This window comes from Sphingopyxis indica (assembly GCF_900188185.1).
Lineage (GTDB): Bacteria > Pseudomonadota > Alphaproteobacteria > Sphingomonadales > Sphingomonadaceae > Sphingopyxis > Sphingopyxis indica.
In genome coordinates this window covers 170,057-184,218 of sequence record NZ_FZPA01000007.1, presented here as the reverse complement: position 1 = coordinate 184,218, position 14,162 = coordinate 170,057, and the positions used below count along the sequence as shown (strand labels likewise).

Below are 14,162 nucleotides of genomic sequence, written 5' to 3'. Positions count from 1 at the left end.
GGGCTCAACGCCTCGAAGCATCGTTCTTCCTTTGCAACGTCGAAAGAAAGACGGCCCTTCGACAAGCTCAGGCCGAACGGGGTGCGGCCATTCTTTGTGGCTTCGTGGCTTTGTGCGAGACATTTTCCGCGGTTGGAGGAGCGCGCTTGACGAGCGCCCCTACGCTGCGACCGCGCTCTCGGGATGCTTTTTGAACAGCGCGCGGTCGGCGGGGCCGAAGCCGCGCGTCCAGATCAGCCACGCATAGATGCCGAGGATGACGGGGACGCCGAACAGCAGCTCGGCCCATTCGGGCATCTGCGTCGCGCCCCAGCCGAGGATCGCCGCACCCGCGGTCGCCCAGACGAGCGCCCAGCGCAGGCTGTTCACCGGCGCGTGCAGGATGCGGGCGAGCAGCCACGCCTTCGCGACCGACGCAAAGCCGAGCGCAAGCATCAGCGCGCCCGCAACCGCCCCCGCATAATAGATCGGCGGCAGCCCCATCGCCTGCGCGGTGAGGATCAGCGCGACGCTAAGCACCGCCTGCAGCCCCAGCGTCGCGAGGCTGAGCAGCAGATTGCGGTGGCGCGCGACATAGACGAGCGCCGCCTCGCTGACCACCGCGGTCGCGGCGACGACTTCGGCGGCGAGCAGGAAGGCGAGCGCGCCGGTGCCGCTGACGAATTCGGGCCCGACGAGCCCCATCACCGCCTCGCCCGGGATGCCGAGCGCGAGCGCGACCCCCGCCTGCGCGGCGATGATCCAGAAGCCGACCTGGCTGACCTGCGCGGCGACCGCCGAAAAGCGCTTTTCGGCGAGGTTGCGCGTGATGACGGGGCCGAGGATCGGCTCGAAGCTGGTCTTCAGCTTCTGCGGCAGCGACGCGACCTGCTGCGCCATATAATAAATGCCATAGATCGTCGGCGAGGTGAACTGGCCCAGGATGAACAGGTCGAGCCGCCGCGTCCCCCACTCGATCGCATCGGCGGCGGCGAGCGGCGCGTTGCGGCGCGCGAGGCCGATCAGATGCGCCATATGCGGGCGCCACACGCCCGGCCCGCCATAGTGGCGGATCATCGGCCACAGCGCGGTCAGGAAGGCGGCGACCATCGCAGCGGCATAGGCGAGCATCAGCCCGTCGCGCGGCGACACATACCAGAAACCCGCCGCCGCGATGCTGATCGTCCACGGCTCGACCACCGCGCGCGCGCGCACAGTCGCGCCGATGTCGAAGCGATAGGCACAGGCCGCGAGCGCGATTTCGGTCCCCGCGATCGCAAAGACGAGCAGCGCCATCCAGCGATCGACCGCCGACAGGTCGCCGGCGGGGTACATGAGCTGCGGCAGCAGGAACAGCACCGCCGATCCGATCGCCGAGGCGAGAAAGGCGACGAACATGCCGTCCCAAACGACGATTCGCGGGTCGGCGCCGGGCGCGCTCAATTGCTCGGCAAGCCCGCGCTTCAGCCCGAGCGTCGCAATCTGCGCGACCAGCTCGATGACGAGCACCGCAAAGGCGAAGCGCCCGACCGCCTCCGGCCCGTACCAGCGGCCGGCGATATAGAGGAAGGGCAGCCGCGCGACGAGGCGCAGCACGAAGCCGAAGAAATTGGTGCGGCCGCCCTTCGCCAGCGCGGCCGTGTCGGCTTCGGGCAAGGGGTCGGGCGAAGGTGGCGCGGCTGCGCTGTCGGTCTGGCTCAAGCCTGGCGCCCCCTCTGCTGCTCCCCTGCGCGCAGTCTAGCGCGGGGGCGTGGGGCAGGCAATCTTGTGTCGCGGGTCATCGCCCCTCGCGTCGCAGCGGGCGGCTGAGCAGCGCCTGAACGGCGTCGGCGACACCGGTCTCGCCGGCGACCAGCCGCGCGACCGCGTCGGTGATCGGCATGTCGATTCCCCCGGCGCGCGCCGCCGCGGCCACCACCGGGGCGCTGAACGCCCCTTCCGCGACGGTACGGCGGTCGGCCATCAGCGCAGCGGCGGTTTCGCCGCGCCCGAGCCCCTGGCCGAGCGCGAAATTGCGCGAATTGGACGAAGTGCAGGTGAGCACCAGGTCGCCGAGGCCCGCGAGCCCCGCGAGCGTCTCCGCCTCGGCGCCGCGCGACAGGCCGAAGCGCGTCATTTCGGCGAAACCGCGGCTGATCAGCGCCGCGCGTGCATTAAGGCCGAGCCCGGCGCCGTCGACGATCCCGCACGCGATCGCGAGGATATTCTTGACCGCACCGCCGATCTCGGCGCCGATCATGTCGGTCGAGACATAGGGGCGGAAATGCGGGCGCGCGAGCGCCTGCGCCAGCGCGTCGGCGAGGCCCACGTCGGCGGCGGCGAGGGTGATCGCGGTCGGCAGGCCCGCGGCGACCTCGTTCGCGAAGGTCGGACCCGAGAGCACCGCGAGCGGGCGGTCGGGGAAAATCGCGCGCGCGATGTCGATCGGGAAGGCGAAGCTCTCCGCTTCCATCCCCTTGCTGCAAAAGATCAGCGGCGCGTCGCCGGCGGGCAGCCCGGCGAGCACCGCGCGCAGATAGGGGACGGGAACGACGACGAGCAGCGCGTCGAGCCCGGCGAGGTCGGCGAGGTCGCCGGTCGCTACCAGCGAGGGCGAGAGCGCCGCTCCGGGCAGGAAGATCGGGTTGCGATGCTCGGCGTTGATCGCCGCGACGACATCGGCCTCGCGCGCCCAGAGCCGCACCGGCGCGCCCTCGGCGGCGAGCAGCTGCGCGAGCGCGGTGCCCCAAGCGCCGCCGCCAACGACCCCGAAATTGCTGTATGACGTCATGCCTTCACTCGTCATGCTTTTACTCCGGCGCCGCGCACCGCCTCGGCGGCGGGATCGAGCGGCCAGCGGGGCCGCGCGGCGGTGTCGAGCGGGTCGGTGAGCCCCGCCGCGAAGCGCTCGGCGCCCGCCCAGGCGATCATCGCGCCATTGTCGGTGCATAGCCACAGCGGCGGCGCGACGAAGCGTTTGTCATAGTCATGCGCGAGACCCGTCAGCGCGGCGCGGATCGCGCCGTTCGCCGCGACGCCGCCCGCGACGACGAAGGCGGTCGCCCCCGGACAGGCGGCGAGCGCGATGCGGCTGCGATCGACGAGGCAGTCGACGACCGCCTGCTGGAACGAGGCAGCGAGATCGGCGACGCTGTGCGCGCCCGACGCGGCGGCGCGCGCGACCGCGCTCTTGAGGCCCGCGAACGAGAAATGCGGCTCGGCACTGCCGACGAGCGGGCGCGGCAGCGGCACCGCGCGCGGGTCGCCGTCCGTCGCCGCGCGCTCGACCGCGGGGCCGCCCGGATAGCCGAGCCCGAGCAGCTTCGCGGTCTTGTCGAACGCTTCGCCCGCGGCATCGTCGATCGTCGTCGCGAGGCGGCGATAGGCGCCGACGCCCTCGACAAGCAGCAGCTGGCAATGCCCGCCCGAGACGAGCAGCAGCAGATAGGGGAAAGCGAGGTCGGGATCGGTGAGGCGCGGGCTCAGCGCATGGCCTTCGAGATGGTTGACCGCGACCAGCGGCTTGCCCGCGGCGTGCGCGAGCGCCTTGCCGGTGACCAGCCCGACCATCACCCCGCCGATCAGCCCCGGCCCGGCGGTCGCGGCGATCGCGTCGACGTCGGCGAGCGCGACGCCCGCGTCGGCGAGCACGCCCTCGACGAGCGGCGCGAGCCGGTCGACATGCGCGCGCGCCGCGATCTCGGGCACGACGCCGCCATAGGGCCGGTGCTCGGCCTCCTGCCCCGCGACGCGATGGGCCAGAATCTGCCGGTCGCCGGTGACGAGCGCCGCCGCGGTTTCGTCGCAGCTCGATTCGAGGCCAAGGATCAGGGTCATGGTGCCGCCCGTGCCTTACCCGCGCGAAGGGCACGGGGGCAAGCGGCGGGTGATTGCGATGATTTGCTCTCAAGAGCGCAAAGCGGGTCAAGATACTGGGGTTCACGCGGAGACGCGGAGAAAAAAGATGATTGCCGCGAAGCGGCCTTCCAGGTCCGGCGCCGCGGCATCGTGCGGCGTCGATTGTTTCAGGGCCTTTCGGCCCGAACCAACCTCTCCGCGTCTCCGCGTCTCCGCGTGAATCCATGCAACCCCAAATCGCTGCACCCTCTGCGGCCTCTGCCCGAATCCCCCGTCTTTCCTTTCGCGCGCCGAGGCCCTAGCAGCGACGGATGACCGATCGTCCCACGCCCGACCATCCGCTGCGCCTCGGCACGCGCGCGTCGCCGCTCGCGATGGCGCAGGCGACGCAGGCGGTCGCCGCGCTGGTCACGGCGCACGGGCTCGATCCCGCCGCGCTCGAAATCGTGCCGGTCACCGCGACCGGCGACCGGATTCAGGACCGCGCGCTCGCCGAAGTCGGGGGCAAGGCGCTGTGGACGCGCGAGCTCGATGCGATGCTCGATGCCGGCGTGATCGACGCGGCGGTACACAGCCTCAAGGATGTCGAGACGATCCGCGACGCGCGCTTCGCGCTCGCCGCGATGCTGCCGCGCGCCGACGCGCGCGATCGGCTGGTGGTGCGCGAGGGGGTCGCGGCGCGGACGATCGCCGAGCTGCCGCCGGGCGCACGATTGGGCACGAGCAGCCCGCGCCGCGCGGCGCAGGTCCGTGCGCTGCGCCCCGACCTTGAAACCCCGCTCCTGCGCGGCAATGTGGCGACACGGCTCGCGAAGCTCGCGGCGGGCGATTATGAGGCGACCCTGCTCGCCGCGGCGGGGCTCGAGCGGCTCGGGATGCATGATGTCGGCATCGTTCAGCCGGTCGAGGCGCTGCTGCCCGCGGCCTCGCAGGGTGCGATCGGCCTCGAATGCCGCGCCGGCGACGCGCGGGTGGCCGCGCTGCTTGCGCCGGTCGACGATGCGCCCACGCGGCGCGCGGTCGCGGCCGAGCGCGCCTTCCTCGCCGCGCTCGGCGGCGATTGCAGCTCGCCGGTCGCGGCGCACGCGCGCTTTCTCGCCGATGGGACGCTGCGGCTCGACGGGGCGATCTATTCGGAGGACGGCGGCGATCATGTCGCGGGCGACGCGCCGATCGCCCGCGACGGCGACGCCGCCGCGCTCGCGCAGCGCCTGCTCGCCGCGGCGCCCGGCACGGTGCGGCGCCTGTTCGCGGCATGAGCGCCCGACTGCCGCTGATCGTCACGCGCGCCGACCCGGGCGGCGCGGCGACCGCGGCGCGCGCCGCGGCGATGGGGCTCGACGTCCGGCACCTGCCGCTGTTCGCCGCGCATGCGCTGCCGTGGACAGTGCCCGATCCGGGCGATTTCGATGCGCTGCTGCTGACGAGCGCGCGCGCGGTTGAGCTTGCGGGACCGGGCCTCGCGCGGCTCGCCGGGCTGCCGGTTCATGCGGTCGGGGCGGCCACCGCAGCAGCGGCGGCAGAGGCTGCTGGACTGACGATCGAAGCGGTCGGGGACCGCGATGTGCAAAGCCTTCTTGACGCAATGACGTCACAAGGAATCGCGCGAATTCTGTGGCTTTGCGGGCAGGACCGCAGCGCCTTCGACGCGCGCGGCGCGGCGCTGGTGCCGCTCGCCTGCTATGCGGTCGATGCGGTGCCGCCGCCGCCGGGCTGGGCGGAAGCGATCGCGACGCCGGCGGTGCTGCTCGCGCATTCGGTGCGCGGCGCGCGGCGCCTCGCCGAACTGATCCCTGCGGGCCGCGGGCGGCTCGCCCTCGCCGCGATCAGCGCCGGCGTCGCCGCCGCAGCGGGCGAGGGCTGGGCGGCGGTCGCGGTCGCCGAGCGCCCCGACGACGCGGCACTGTTGGCAGAGGCCCATGCTTTGTGCCACAAAGGCCGCCAAATGGGGTCGTTCGAAAGATAGAAATGGCAATCGAAAGCGACAAAAATATCCGCGTGGACGAAGGTTCGGGCGGAAAGTCCTTTTCTTCCCGCAGCTTGATCGTCGGCGCCTTGATCGTCCTGATCGTCGGCGCGGTCGCGGGGGGCTGGGCGATGACGCGCCTGCTTTCGCCCGCCGGTCCCGCGCCGGCAGCGAAAGTCGTCCAAGCCCCAGCGCCGAGCCCGGTCGCCGATACCGCCGCCGCCGTGGCAGCGGCGACCACCGAGGCCGCACCGGTCGCTCCGGCCGCCGTCGACAGCGCGAGCGCGCTCGCGGCGCGCGTCGCCGATCTCGAAACGCGGCTGTCGCGGATCACGCTCGAAGCGGCGTCGGCGTCGGGCAATGCGACGCGCGCCGAGGGGCTGCTGATCGCCTTCGCCGCGCGCCGCGCGCTCGATCGCGGGCTGTCGCTCGGCTATCTCGAGGCGCAGCTGCGCCTGCGCTTCGGCGACGACCAGCCCAATGCGGTCAAGACGATCATCGACACGTCGCGCGATCCCGTGACGCTCGAACAGCTGCGCAGCGAGCTCGACACGCTCGCCCCCGATCTCGTCGGGCGCAGCGAGAATGGCGACGGCAGCCTGTGGACCGCCTTCCGCCGCGAAATGGGCGAGCTGTTCGTCGTGCGCCCGGCGGGCACGCTGTCGCCGCGCGCGTCCGAACGGCTCGAACGCGCGCGCCGCTATCTTGCGGGCGGGCAGGTCGACAAGGCGATCGACGAGGTGCAGGCGATGCCCGGCGCCGAGGTCGCGAACGACTGGCTGATGGACGCGCGCCGCTATCACGAAGCGCGGCGTGCGCTTGACCTGATCGAGACCGCGGCGATATTGGAGCCGCGCGACAGCCCGCCTGCCGCGCTGGCCCGCAGCCCCGCCCCATAGCCGCCCCGTCCGATCGGGGACGGCCTTTTAGGAAAGCCGATCCCATGGCCCTCGCCGATCCGCAGCGCATCGAGGCGCTCGACCCCTTCGACCCGCTCGCGCTCGACGCCCAGCTCTCCGAAGAGGAGCGGATGGTGCGCGACACCGCGCACGCCTATGCGCAGGCCGAACTGCTGCCGCGCGTTACCTCGGCGTTCCTGGACGAGCGCTTCGACCGCGAGATCATGTCCGAAATGGGCGCGCTCGGGCTGCTCGGCGCGACGATCGACCCCGAATATGGCGGCGCAGGGCTCAATTACGTCAGCTACGGGCTGATCGCGCGCGAGGTCGAGCGTGTCGATTCGGGCTATCGCTCGGCCTGTTCGGTGCAGTCGAGCCTCGTGATGCACCCGATAGGCGCCTATGGCAGCGACGAGCAGAAGAAGCGCTTCCTTCCCGGCCTCGCGTCGGGCGAGCTCGTCGGCTGCTTCGGCCTCACCGAACCCGACGCGGGCAGCGACCCCGCCGGAATGCGGACGCGCGCCGAAAAGATCGCGGGCGGCTATCGCCTCAAGGGCGCCAAGATGTGGATCACCAACTCGCCGATCGCCGACGTCTTCGTCGTCTGGGCGAAGTCGGAGGCGCACGACGGCGCGATCCGCGGCTTCATCCTCGAAAAGGGCATGAAGGGCCTGTCGGCGCCGAAGATCGAGGGCAAGGTCTCGTTGCGCGCCTCGGTGACCGGCGAAATCGTGATGGACGGGGTCGAGGTCGGCGAGGATGCGCTGCTGCCGAACGTGTCGGGCCTCAAAGGCCCCTTCGGCTGCCTCAACCGCGCGCGCTACGGCATCGGCTGGGGCGCGATGGGCGCCGCCGAATTCTGCTATGAGGCGGCACGCAATTACACGCTCGAAAGGAAGCAGTTCGGGCGGCCGCTCGCCGCGAACCAGATCGTGCAATTGAAGCTCGCGAACATGCTCACCGAAATCGCGCTCGGCACCGAAGCCGCGCTGCGCACCGGGCGGCTGATCGACGAGGGCCGCCTCGCGCCCGACCGCATCAGCCTCTTGAAGCGCAACAATTGCGGCAAGGCGCTCGACATCGCTCGGGTCGCGCGCGACATGCACGGCGGCAACGGCATTTCGGCCGAATATCATGTGATCCGCCACGCGGTGAACCTCGAGACGGTGAACACCTATGAAGGCACGCACGACGTCCATGCGCTGATCCTCGGCCGCGCGATCACCGGCATCAGCGCCTTTTCCTGAGATGAAGCCGCTCGCAGGCCTGCGCGTCGTCGAACTGGCGCGCGTGCTCGCGGGGCCGTGGTGCGGGCAATTGCTCGCCGACCTCGGCGCCGAGGTGGTCAAGGTCGAGCGCCCGGGGGTCGGCGACGACACGCGGCAATGGGGACCGCCCTTCGTCACCGGACCCGCCGGCGAAGATCTGGGCGCGGCCTATTATCACAGCTGCAACCGCGGCAAGCGCAGCGTCGCGATCGACATATCGAGCCCCGACGGACAGGCCGAATTGCGCGGCCTGCTCGCCGGTGCCGATGTGGTGATCGAAAATTACAAGGTCGGCGGGCTCGCCAAATATGGCCTGTCGCCCGAGCGGCTGCGCGAGGATTTCCCGCGGCTGATCATCTGCTCGGTCACCGGCTTCGGACAGACCGGTCCCTATGCGCACCGCGCCGGCTATGATTTCATCATCCAGGCGATGAGCGGCTTCATGTCGCTGACCGGCGAACCCGACGGGCCCCCGCAAAAGGCGGGAATCGCTTATGCCGACATCTTCACCGGCCTGTATGCGACCGTCGCGATCCTCGCGGCGTCAAGGCGTCGTGACGTCACCGGCGCGGGCGCGCATATCGACATGGCGCTGCTCGACAGCCAGGTCGCGGTGCTCGCGAACCAGGCGGCGAACTATCTCGCCGGCGGCGGGGTGCCGAAACGGATGGGCAACGGCCACGCCAATGTCGTTCCCTATCAGGCCTTTGCGACCGCCGACGGCGAGCTGGTGGTCGCGGTCGGCAACGACGGCCAGTTCCGGAAACTCTGCCATATCCTCGGCGAGCCCGGCTGGGCCGACGACGCGCGCTTCGCGACCAACGCCGCGCGGCTCGCGAACCGCAAGGCGCTGATCCCGCTGCTCGCGGCAAAGATCGCGGGCTGGGACGCGCAGCCGCTGTCGCGCGCGCTCGAGGCCGAGGGGGTGCCCGCGGGACCGATCAACGACATGGCCGCGGTGTTCGCCGACCCGCAGGTGATCGCGCGCGGCCTGCGCTTCCGCCCCGACGGCGCGTCGATCGACGGGATCGCAAGCCCGATCGTCATCGACGGCGAGCGCATGGTCGCGCGCGCCGGCGCCCCGCCGCTGGGCAAGGCGCGCGGCGGATAGCCCGCCCCCGCAACCGATCGGGGCTTATGGACAGGACGCCCCCCCTGTATAAGCCGGACCGCAAAGCTATGCGGCCTACGTATGCGCGTTGCAATCGCACCGGGCAGCGGTCACTTTCATCGTCGATATCCAAGGGGAATAGCGTGAGCGTCAAAGTCGGAACATTGGTGCTGTTCGGGGCCACGGGCGATCTGGCGCACCGGATGCTCTTTCCCTCGCTCTACAATCTTCACATGGACGGGCTGCTCGCCGATACGCTGACGATCGTCGGCTCGGGACGTTCGCAGATGGACTGCGCGGCGTTTCAGGCGCAGGTGCGCGCGGCGCTCACCGAACATCTGCCCGGGGACCGGGTCGAAGCCCCCGTCGTCGAGACCTTCCTTCAGCGGATCGACTATTGCGCGGTCGATGCCGGCAAGGGCACCGGCTACGACGATCTCGCCGCGCTGCTCGGGCCGCGCATGGACCAGCCGGTCGGCGTCTACCTCTCGACCCCGCCGTCGATGTTCGGTCCGATCGCGCAGGGGCTCGCCGCCGCGGGGATCGCCTGCGCCGAATGCCGGATCGCGATGGAAAAGCCGATCGGCCACGACCTCGCCTCGTCGCGCGAGGTCAACGAACAGGTCGGCAGCGCCTTTGCCGAGGACCATATTTTCCGCATCGACCATTATCTGGGCAAGGAAACGGTGCAGAATCTGCTCGCGCTGCGCTTTGCCAACATGCTCTTCGAGCCGCTGTGGAACGCGCGCGCGATCGACCATGTCCAGATCACCGTCGCCGAGACCGTCGGGCTCGAAGGCCGCGTCTCCTATTATGACGGCGTCGGCGCGCTCAAGGATATGGTGCAGAACCATATGCTCCAGCTGCTCGCGATCATCGCGATGGAGCCGCCGGCGAATGTCGGCTCGACCGCGGTGCGCGACGAAAAGGTGAAGCTGCTCCGCAGCTTGCGCAAGATGACCGCCGAGGATGTCAAGGCGCACAGCGTCAAGGGCCAATATACCGCAGGCGCGGTGAACGGCGAGGCGGTCGCGGGCTATGCCGACGAGCTTGGCAGACCCTCGAACACCGAAACCTTCGTCGCGCTGAAAGCGTTCATCGACAATTGGCGGTGGAAGGGCGTGCCCTTTTACCTGCGCACCGGCAAGCGTATGCCGCGCCGCCAGTCCGAAGTGCTGATCCAGTTCAAGCCGGTGCCGCACAATATCTTCGCGCGCGTCGGCGCTCCGAAGCTCGATGCCAATGTCATGATCATCAATCTGCAGCCCGAAGAGAATATCCGCGTCAAGGTGATGGCAAAGCAGCCCGGGCTCGACCGCGAGGGCGTCAAGCTGCGCGAGGTCAATCTCGACGTGTCGCTGTCGCACAGCTTCGCGGGCGAGCGGCGGCGGATCGCCTACGAACGCCTGCTGCTCGACTTCATCGAGGGCGAGCAGACCTTGTTCGTGCGCCGCGACGAGGTCGAGGCGCAGTGGCAGTGGATCGATTCGATCCGCGACGCCTGGGCCACGGTCGACATGGTGCCGCAGAGCTACACCGCCGGCAGTTGGGGCCCGTCGAGCGCCATCGCGCTGATCGAACGCGACGGAGCGAGCTGGCATGATTGATCCAGCGCGCCCGGCCGACGACTGGCTGCTGATCGACATCGACGGCGAGGACGTCCATTTCGGCACTTTCGCGCGCGGCGGCGGGTCGGGCATCGACCGTTATCGCGCCTATCGCTCGGGCGACCATATGACGGCGACCGATTGCATCATGCACTATGCGCGCGAGGTGTCGCTGCCGCTGCAGGGACGGCGCACCGCGGTCGTCGTGTCGGGCGCGGTGGGCACCGACAGCATTCGCGTTGCGCGCTCGCGCTGGATCGTGTCCAAGTCCGGGCTTGAGCTGCTGTTCGGCGCGCGCCCGGTCTTTCTGAACGACAGCGTTGCAAAGGCGTGGGCCAATGTCGCGCTGCGGACGCCGGTGCGCATCGTCGGCGGCGAGCGCCAGCCCGACTTTGCCGCGCCCGGCAAGACCGTCGTGCTCAACTATGCGACCGGGCTCGGCGGCGCGGTGATTCACGTCCCCGAAAGCGGCGCGGCCTTCGTCACCGAAACCGAATGCGGCCACATCGGCTTCGCGCCCGAAACCGACCTCGAACGCGACCTGTGCGGCCAGCTTGCGCGCCTCAATCCGCGCGTCACCTATGAACGGGTGCTGACGCTCGATCGCGACGATCCGGTGTGGAACAGATTGTCGCGCCCCGTCGCTCCCGCCGAACGCGACCTGCTGCGCGCCGCCGTGCTCGGCGCCTTCGCGGGCGATCTGGTGCTCGCCTATACCGCGTGGGGCGGGGTGTTTCTCGACGGCGAGCGCTGCGGCTTCCTCACCGACGCAGCGGCCGCCGCCGCCTTCAACGAGCGGTTCGCCGACAAGGGACATTTCCGCGCGAATGTCCGCGCCGCGCCACGCTGGCTCGCCCCTGCGAGCGATCATAATCTGAACGGGGTCGCGCACATGCTCGCGACCTCGCATTGACGGAAATCCCCCATGACCACCCTCCACCCCGCCATCGCGCGCGTCACCGACCGCATCATCGAGCGCAGCCGCAAGCGCCGCGCCGCCTATCTCGAGCTGATCGACGGCCAGCGCGCCGCGGGGACCAACCGCGGGATGCTGTCGTGCGGCAATCTCGCGCACGGCTTCGCCGCGTCGGGCGAGGACAAGCCGGCGATCCGCAGCGGGACGGAGATGAACATCGGCATCGTCACCGCCTATAACGACATGCTGTCGGCGCATCAGCCCTATGGCCGCTACCCCGAGCAGATCAAGATTTTCGCGCGCGAGGCCGGCGCGACCGCGCAGGTCGCGGGCGGCGTTCCCGCGATGTGCGACGGGGTGACGCAGGGACAGGCGGGGATGGACCTGTCACTGTTCAGCCGTGACACTATCGCGCAGGGCACCGCGATCGCGCTCAGCCACGCGATGTTCGAGGGCGCGCTGCTCCTCGGCATCTGCGACAAGATCGTCCCCGGACTGCTGATCGGCGCGCTGCGCTTCGGCCATCTGCCGACGATCCTGGTCCCCGCGGGGCCGATGCCCTCGGGGCTCGCGAACAAGGAAAAGCAGCGCGTGCGCCAGCTCTATGCCGAGGGCAAGGCGACGCGCGACGACCTGCTCGAAGCCGAATCCAGGGCCTATCATGGCGCGGGCACCTGCACCTTTTACGGCACCGCCAATTCGAACCAGATGATGATGGAGCTGATGGGGCTGCACATCCCCGGCGCCGCCTTCGTCAATCCGGGCACCAAGCTGCGCCAGGCGCTGACCCGCGCCGCGACGCACCGGCTGACGCAGATCGGCTGGGACGGCGACGATTATCGCCCGCTCGGCCGCTGCGTCGACGAAAAGGCGATCGTCAACGCCGCAGTCGGCCTGCTCGCGACCGGCGGCTCGACCAATCACGCGATCCATCTGCCCGCGATCGCGCGCGCGGCGGGGATCGTCATCGACTGGCAGGATTTCGACGAATTGAGCCGCGCGGTGCCGCTGCTCGCGCGCGTCTATCCGAACGGCGCCGGCGACGTGAATCATTTCCACGCCGCGGGCGGGATCGGCTTCGTCGTGCGCGAACTGCTCGACGCCGGGCTGATCCACGGCGACCTGCTGACCGTCGGCGGCGACATGGCCGACTATAGCGGCGAGCCGCTGCTCGTCGACGACGAGCTCCACTGGGAATCGCCGCCCGCCGAGACGCGTGACGATGCGATGCTGCGCCCGGTCGCGGCCCCCTTCTCGCCCGATGGCGGGATGCGGCTCCTGTCGGGCAATCTCGGCCGCGCGATCATCAAGACGAGCGCGGTCGAAGAGGATCGCTGGACGGTCGAGGCGCCCGCACGCATATTCGACGACCAGAATCAGGTGATCGCGGCGTTCAAGGCGGGCCAGCTCGATCGCGACTGCGTCGTCGTCGTCCGTTTCCAGGGGCCGCGCGCGAACGGCATGCCCGAGCTGCACAAGCTGACCCCGTCGCTCGGCGTGCTGCAGGACAAGGGCTACCGCGTCGCCTTGCTCACCGACGGGCGCATGTCGGGTGCGAGCGGCAAGGTGCCCGCGGTGATCCATTTGTCGCCCGAGGCGCTGCCCGGCATCGACGGGGTCGGCGGCCCGCTCGCTTACTTGCGCGACGGCGACATGGTGCGCGTCTGCGCGCGCCGCGGCGAGGTCGTCGCGCTGGTCGACGAGGGCGAATGGGCCGCGCGCGCGCCCGCCGCGCCGCCGCCGCCCGCGCTCGGCGTCGGCCGCGAACTGTTCGCGCTGTTCCGCCACCACGCCGACGAAGCCGAAAAGGGCGGCTCGGCGATGCTCGCGGCGATGGAGACGATTCTCTGACCGTCGCCCCCGCGGCGAATCGAAAAATGGAGTTTGAAAATGTCCGACAGCGCTATCGAACAGATCATGGCGCTTGCGCCGGTGATCCCGGTGATCGTGATCGACCGGGCCGAAGACGCGGTGCCGATGGCCGAGGCGCTCGTCGCGGGCGGGCTTCCGGTGCTCGAAGTCACGCTGCGCACCCCCGCCGCGCTCGATGCGATCAAGGCGATGAAATCGGTCGCGGGCGCGGTCGTCGGCGCGGGCACCGTGCTCAACGCGAAGATGCTCGATGACGCGCTCGACGCCGGCGCCGAATTCATCGTCTCGCCCGGCCTCACCGACAGCCTCGGCGAAGCGGCGGTCGCGGCGGGCATTCCCTTCCTGCCCGGCGTCGCCAACGCCGCGAACATCATGGCCGGGCTCGACCTCGGGCTCGGCAGCTTCAAATTCTTCCCTGCGGCGACGAGCGGCGGCATCCCCGCGCTCAAGGCGCTCGCGGGGCCCTTCGGCGGCGTCACCTTCTGCCCCACCGGCGGGATCAGCGCCGCGACCGCGCCCGAATGGCTCGCGCTCGATCCGGTGCTCTGCGTCGGCGGCAGCTGGGTGGTGCCGTCGGGTCCGCTCGACACCGCGCGGTTCGAGGCGCTCGCGCGCGAGGCGGCGGCGCTCGCGCGTCCTTGATTCGCGCCGTCGCCCCTGCCATCCTTTCGCCCGGGCGCGCCGATCGCGCCGCGGGCGGGAGGATA

At 70.4% G+C, this 14,162-nt stretch carries 12 protein-coding genes; 9 read left to right on the top strand and 3 right to left on the bottom strand.

The annotated features are described in order from the left end of the window. Nucleotides 1-159 precede the first annotated feature (159 nt). The 3 genes from CHB69_RS11255 to tsaD form a co-directional block, all read right to left on the bottom strand. Nucleotides 160-1,680, bottom strand: coding sequence for a lipopolysaccharide biosynthesis protein (locus CHB69_RS11255; protein ID WP_141133967.1), 1,521 nt, complete (start codon nucleotides 1,678-1,680; stop codon nucleotides 160-162). Between the two features lie 76 nt (nucleotides 1,681-1,756). Next, entirely contained in the window at nucleotides 1,757-2,764 is a 1,008-nt protein-coding gene (locus tag CHB69_RS11250) for an NAD(P)H-dependent glycerol-3-phosphate dehydrogenase (RefSeq protein ID WP_245836723.1), read from the bottom strand. Beyond that, nucleotides 2,761-3,795 (bottom strand): tRNA (adenosine(37)-N6)-threonylcarbamoyltransferase complex transferase subunit TsaD, encoded by a 1,035-nt coding sequence (gene tsaD / locus CHB69_RS11245; RefSeq protein WP_089216094.1) that lies wholly within the window; start codon nucleotides 3,793-3,795, stop codon nucleotides 2,761-2,763. Before tsaD ends, CHB69_RS11250 begins: the two co-directional genes overlap by 4 nt. A gap of 332 nt (nucleotides 3,796-4,127) precedes the next feature. Here tsaD and hemC point away from each other — a divergent pair, with 332 nt between their 5' ends. From hemC to eda, 9 genes are all read left to right on the top strand, one after another. Next, nucleotides 4,128-5,075 carry a hydroxymethylbilane synthase gene (gene hemC / locus CHB69_RS11240; protein ID WP_089216093.1) on the top strand — a complete coding sequence of 316 codons (948 nt, stop codon included), beginning with the start codon at nucleotides 4,128-4,130 and terminating at the stop codon, nucleotides 5,073-5,075. Continuing rightward, the gene (locus tag CHB69_RS11235; RefSeq protein ID WP_089216092.1) at nucleotides 5,072-5,782 is read left to right on the top strand and encodes a uroporphyrinogen-III synthase; all 711 of its coding nucleotides are present in this window, start codon (nucleotides 5,072-5,074) and stop codon (nucleotides 5,780-5,782) included. Before hemC ends, CHB69_RS11235 begins: the two co-directional genes overlap by 4 nt. 2 nt (nucleotides 5,783-5,784) lie before the next feature. Next, on the top strand, nucleotides 5,785-6,681 hold the full coding sequence (locus tag CHB69_RS11230) for a mitofilin family membrane protein (protein ID WP_089216091.1): 897 nt from the start codon (nucleotides 5,785-5,787) through the stop codon (nucleotides 6,679-6,681). Between the two features lie 44 nt (nucleotides 6,682-6,725). Beyond that, nucleotides 6,726-7,928, top strand: a complete 1,203-nt coding sequence (locus tag CHB69_RS11225) for an acyl-CoA dehydrogenase (RefSeq protein WP_089216090.1) — start codon at nucleotides 6,726-6,728, stop codon at nucleotides 7,926-7,928. Nucleotide 7,929: 1 nt separating this feature from the next. Further along, complete coding sequence (locus tag CHB69_RS11220; RefSeq protein ID WP_089216089.1) at nucleotides 7,930-9,060, top strand: CaiB/BaiF CoA transferase family protein; 1,131 nt, start codon at nucleotides 7,930-7,932, stop codon at nucleotides 9,058-9,060. Nucleotides 9,061-9,203: 143 nt separating this feature from the next. Beyond that, on the top strand, nucleotides 9,204-10,667 hold the full coding sequence (zwf, locus tag CHB69_RS11215) for a glucose-6-phosphate dehydrogenase (protein ID WP_281252660.1): 1,464 nt from the start codon (nucleotides 9,204-9,206) through the stop codon (nucleotides 10,665-10,667). After that, a complete protein-coding gene (locus CHB69_RS11210) occupies nucleotides 10,660-11,580 on the top strand; it encodes a glucokinase (RefSeq protein ID WP_089216087.1) in 921 nt (306 codons plus the stop codon). Before zwf ends, CHB69_RS11210 begins: the two co-directional genes overlap by 8 nt. A gap of 12 nt (nucleotides 11,581-11,592) precedes the next feature. Then, the gene (edd, locus tag CHB69_RS11205; protein WP_089216086.1) at nucleotides 11,593-13,434 is read left to right on the top strand and encodes a phosphogluconate dehydratase; all 1,842 of its coding nucleotides are present in this window, start codon (nucleotides 11,593-11,595) and stop codon (nucleotides 13,432-13,434) included. A 39-nt stretch (nucleotides 13,435-13,473) separates the two neighbouring features. Beyond that, nucleotides 13,474-14,097 carry a bifunctional 4-hydroxy-2-oxoglutarate aldolase/2-dehydro-3-deoxy-phosphogluconate aldolase gene (gene eda / locus CHB69_RS11200; protein ID WP_089216085.1) on the top strand — a complete coding sequence of 208 codons (624 nt, stop codon included), beginning with the start codon at nucleotides 13,474-13,476 and terminating at the stop codon, nucleotides 14,095-14,097. The last annotated feature ends 65 nt before the right edge of the window (nucleotides 14,098-14,162 follow it).

Bases quoted from the DNA above. Each gene is read 5' to 3' on its own strand.
- hemC (WP_089216093.1), top strand. From the start codon at position 4,128: ATGACCGATCGTCCCACGCCCGACCATCCGCTGCGCCTCGGCACGCGC.
- CHB69_RS11250 (WP_245836723.1), bottom strand. From the start codon at position 2,764: ATGACGAGTGAAGGCATGACGTCATACAGCAATTTCGGGGTCGTTGGC.
- CHB69_RS11210 (WP_089216087.1), top strand. From the start codon at position 10,660: ATGATTGATCCAGCGCGCCCGGCCGACGACTGGCTGCTGATCGACATC.
- tsaD (WP_089216094.1), bottom strand. From the start codon at position 3,795: ATGACCCTGATCCTTGGCCTCGAATCGAGCTGCGACGAAACCGCGGCG.
- CHB69_RS11230 (WP_089216091.1), top strand. From the start codon at position 5,785: ATGGCAATCGAAAGCGACAAAAATATCCGCGTGGACGAAGGTTCGGGC.
- CHB69_RS11220 (WP_089216089.1), top strand. From the start codon at position 7,930: ATGAAGCCGCTCGCAGGCCTGCGCGTCGTCGAACTGGCGCGCGTGCTC.
- edd (WP_089216086.1), top strand. From the start codon at position 11,593: ATGACCACCCTCCACCCCGCCATCGCGCGCGTCACCGACCGCATCATC.
- eda (WP_089216085.1), top strand. From the start codon at position 13,474: ATGTCCGACAGCGCTATCGAACAGATCATGGCGCTTGCGCCGGTGATC.
- CHB69_RS11225 (WP_089216090.1), top strand. From the start codon at position 6,726: ATGGCCCTCGCCGATCCGCAGCGCATCGAGGCGCTCGACCCCTTCGAC.
- CHB69_RS11235 (WP_089216092.1), top strand. From the start codon at position 5,072: ATGAGCGCCCGACTGCCGCTGATCGTCACGCGCGCCGACCCGGGCGGC.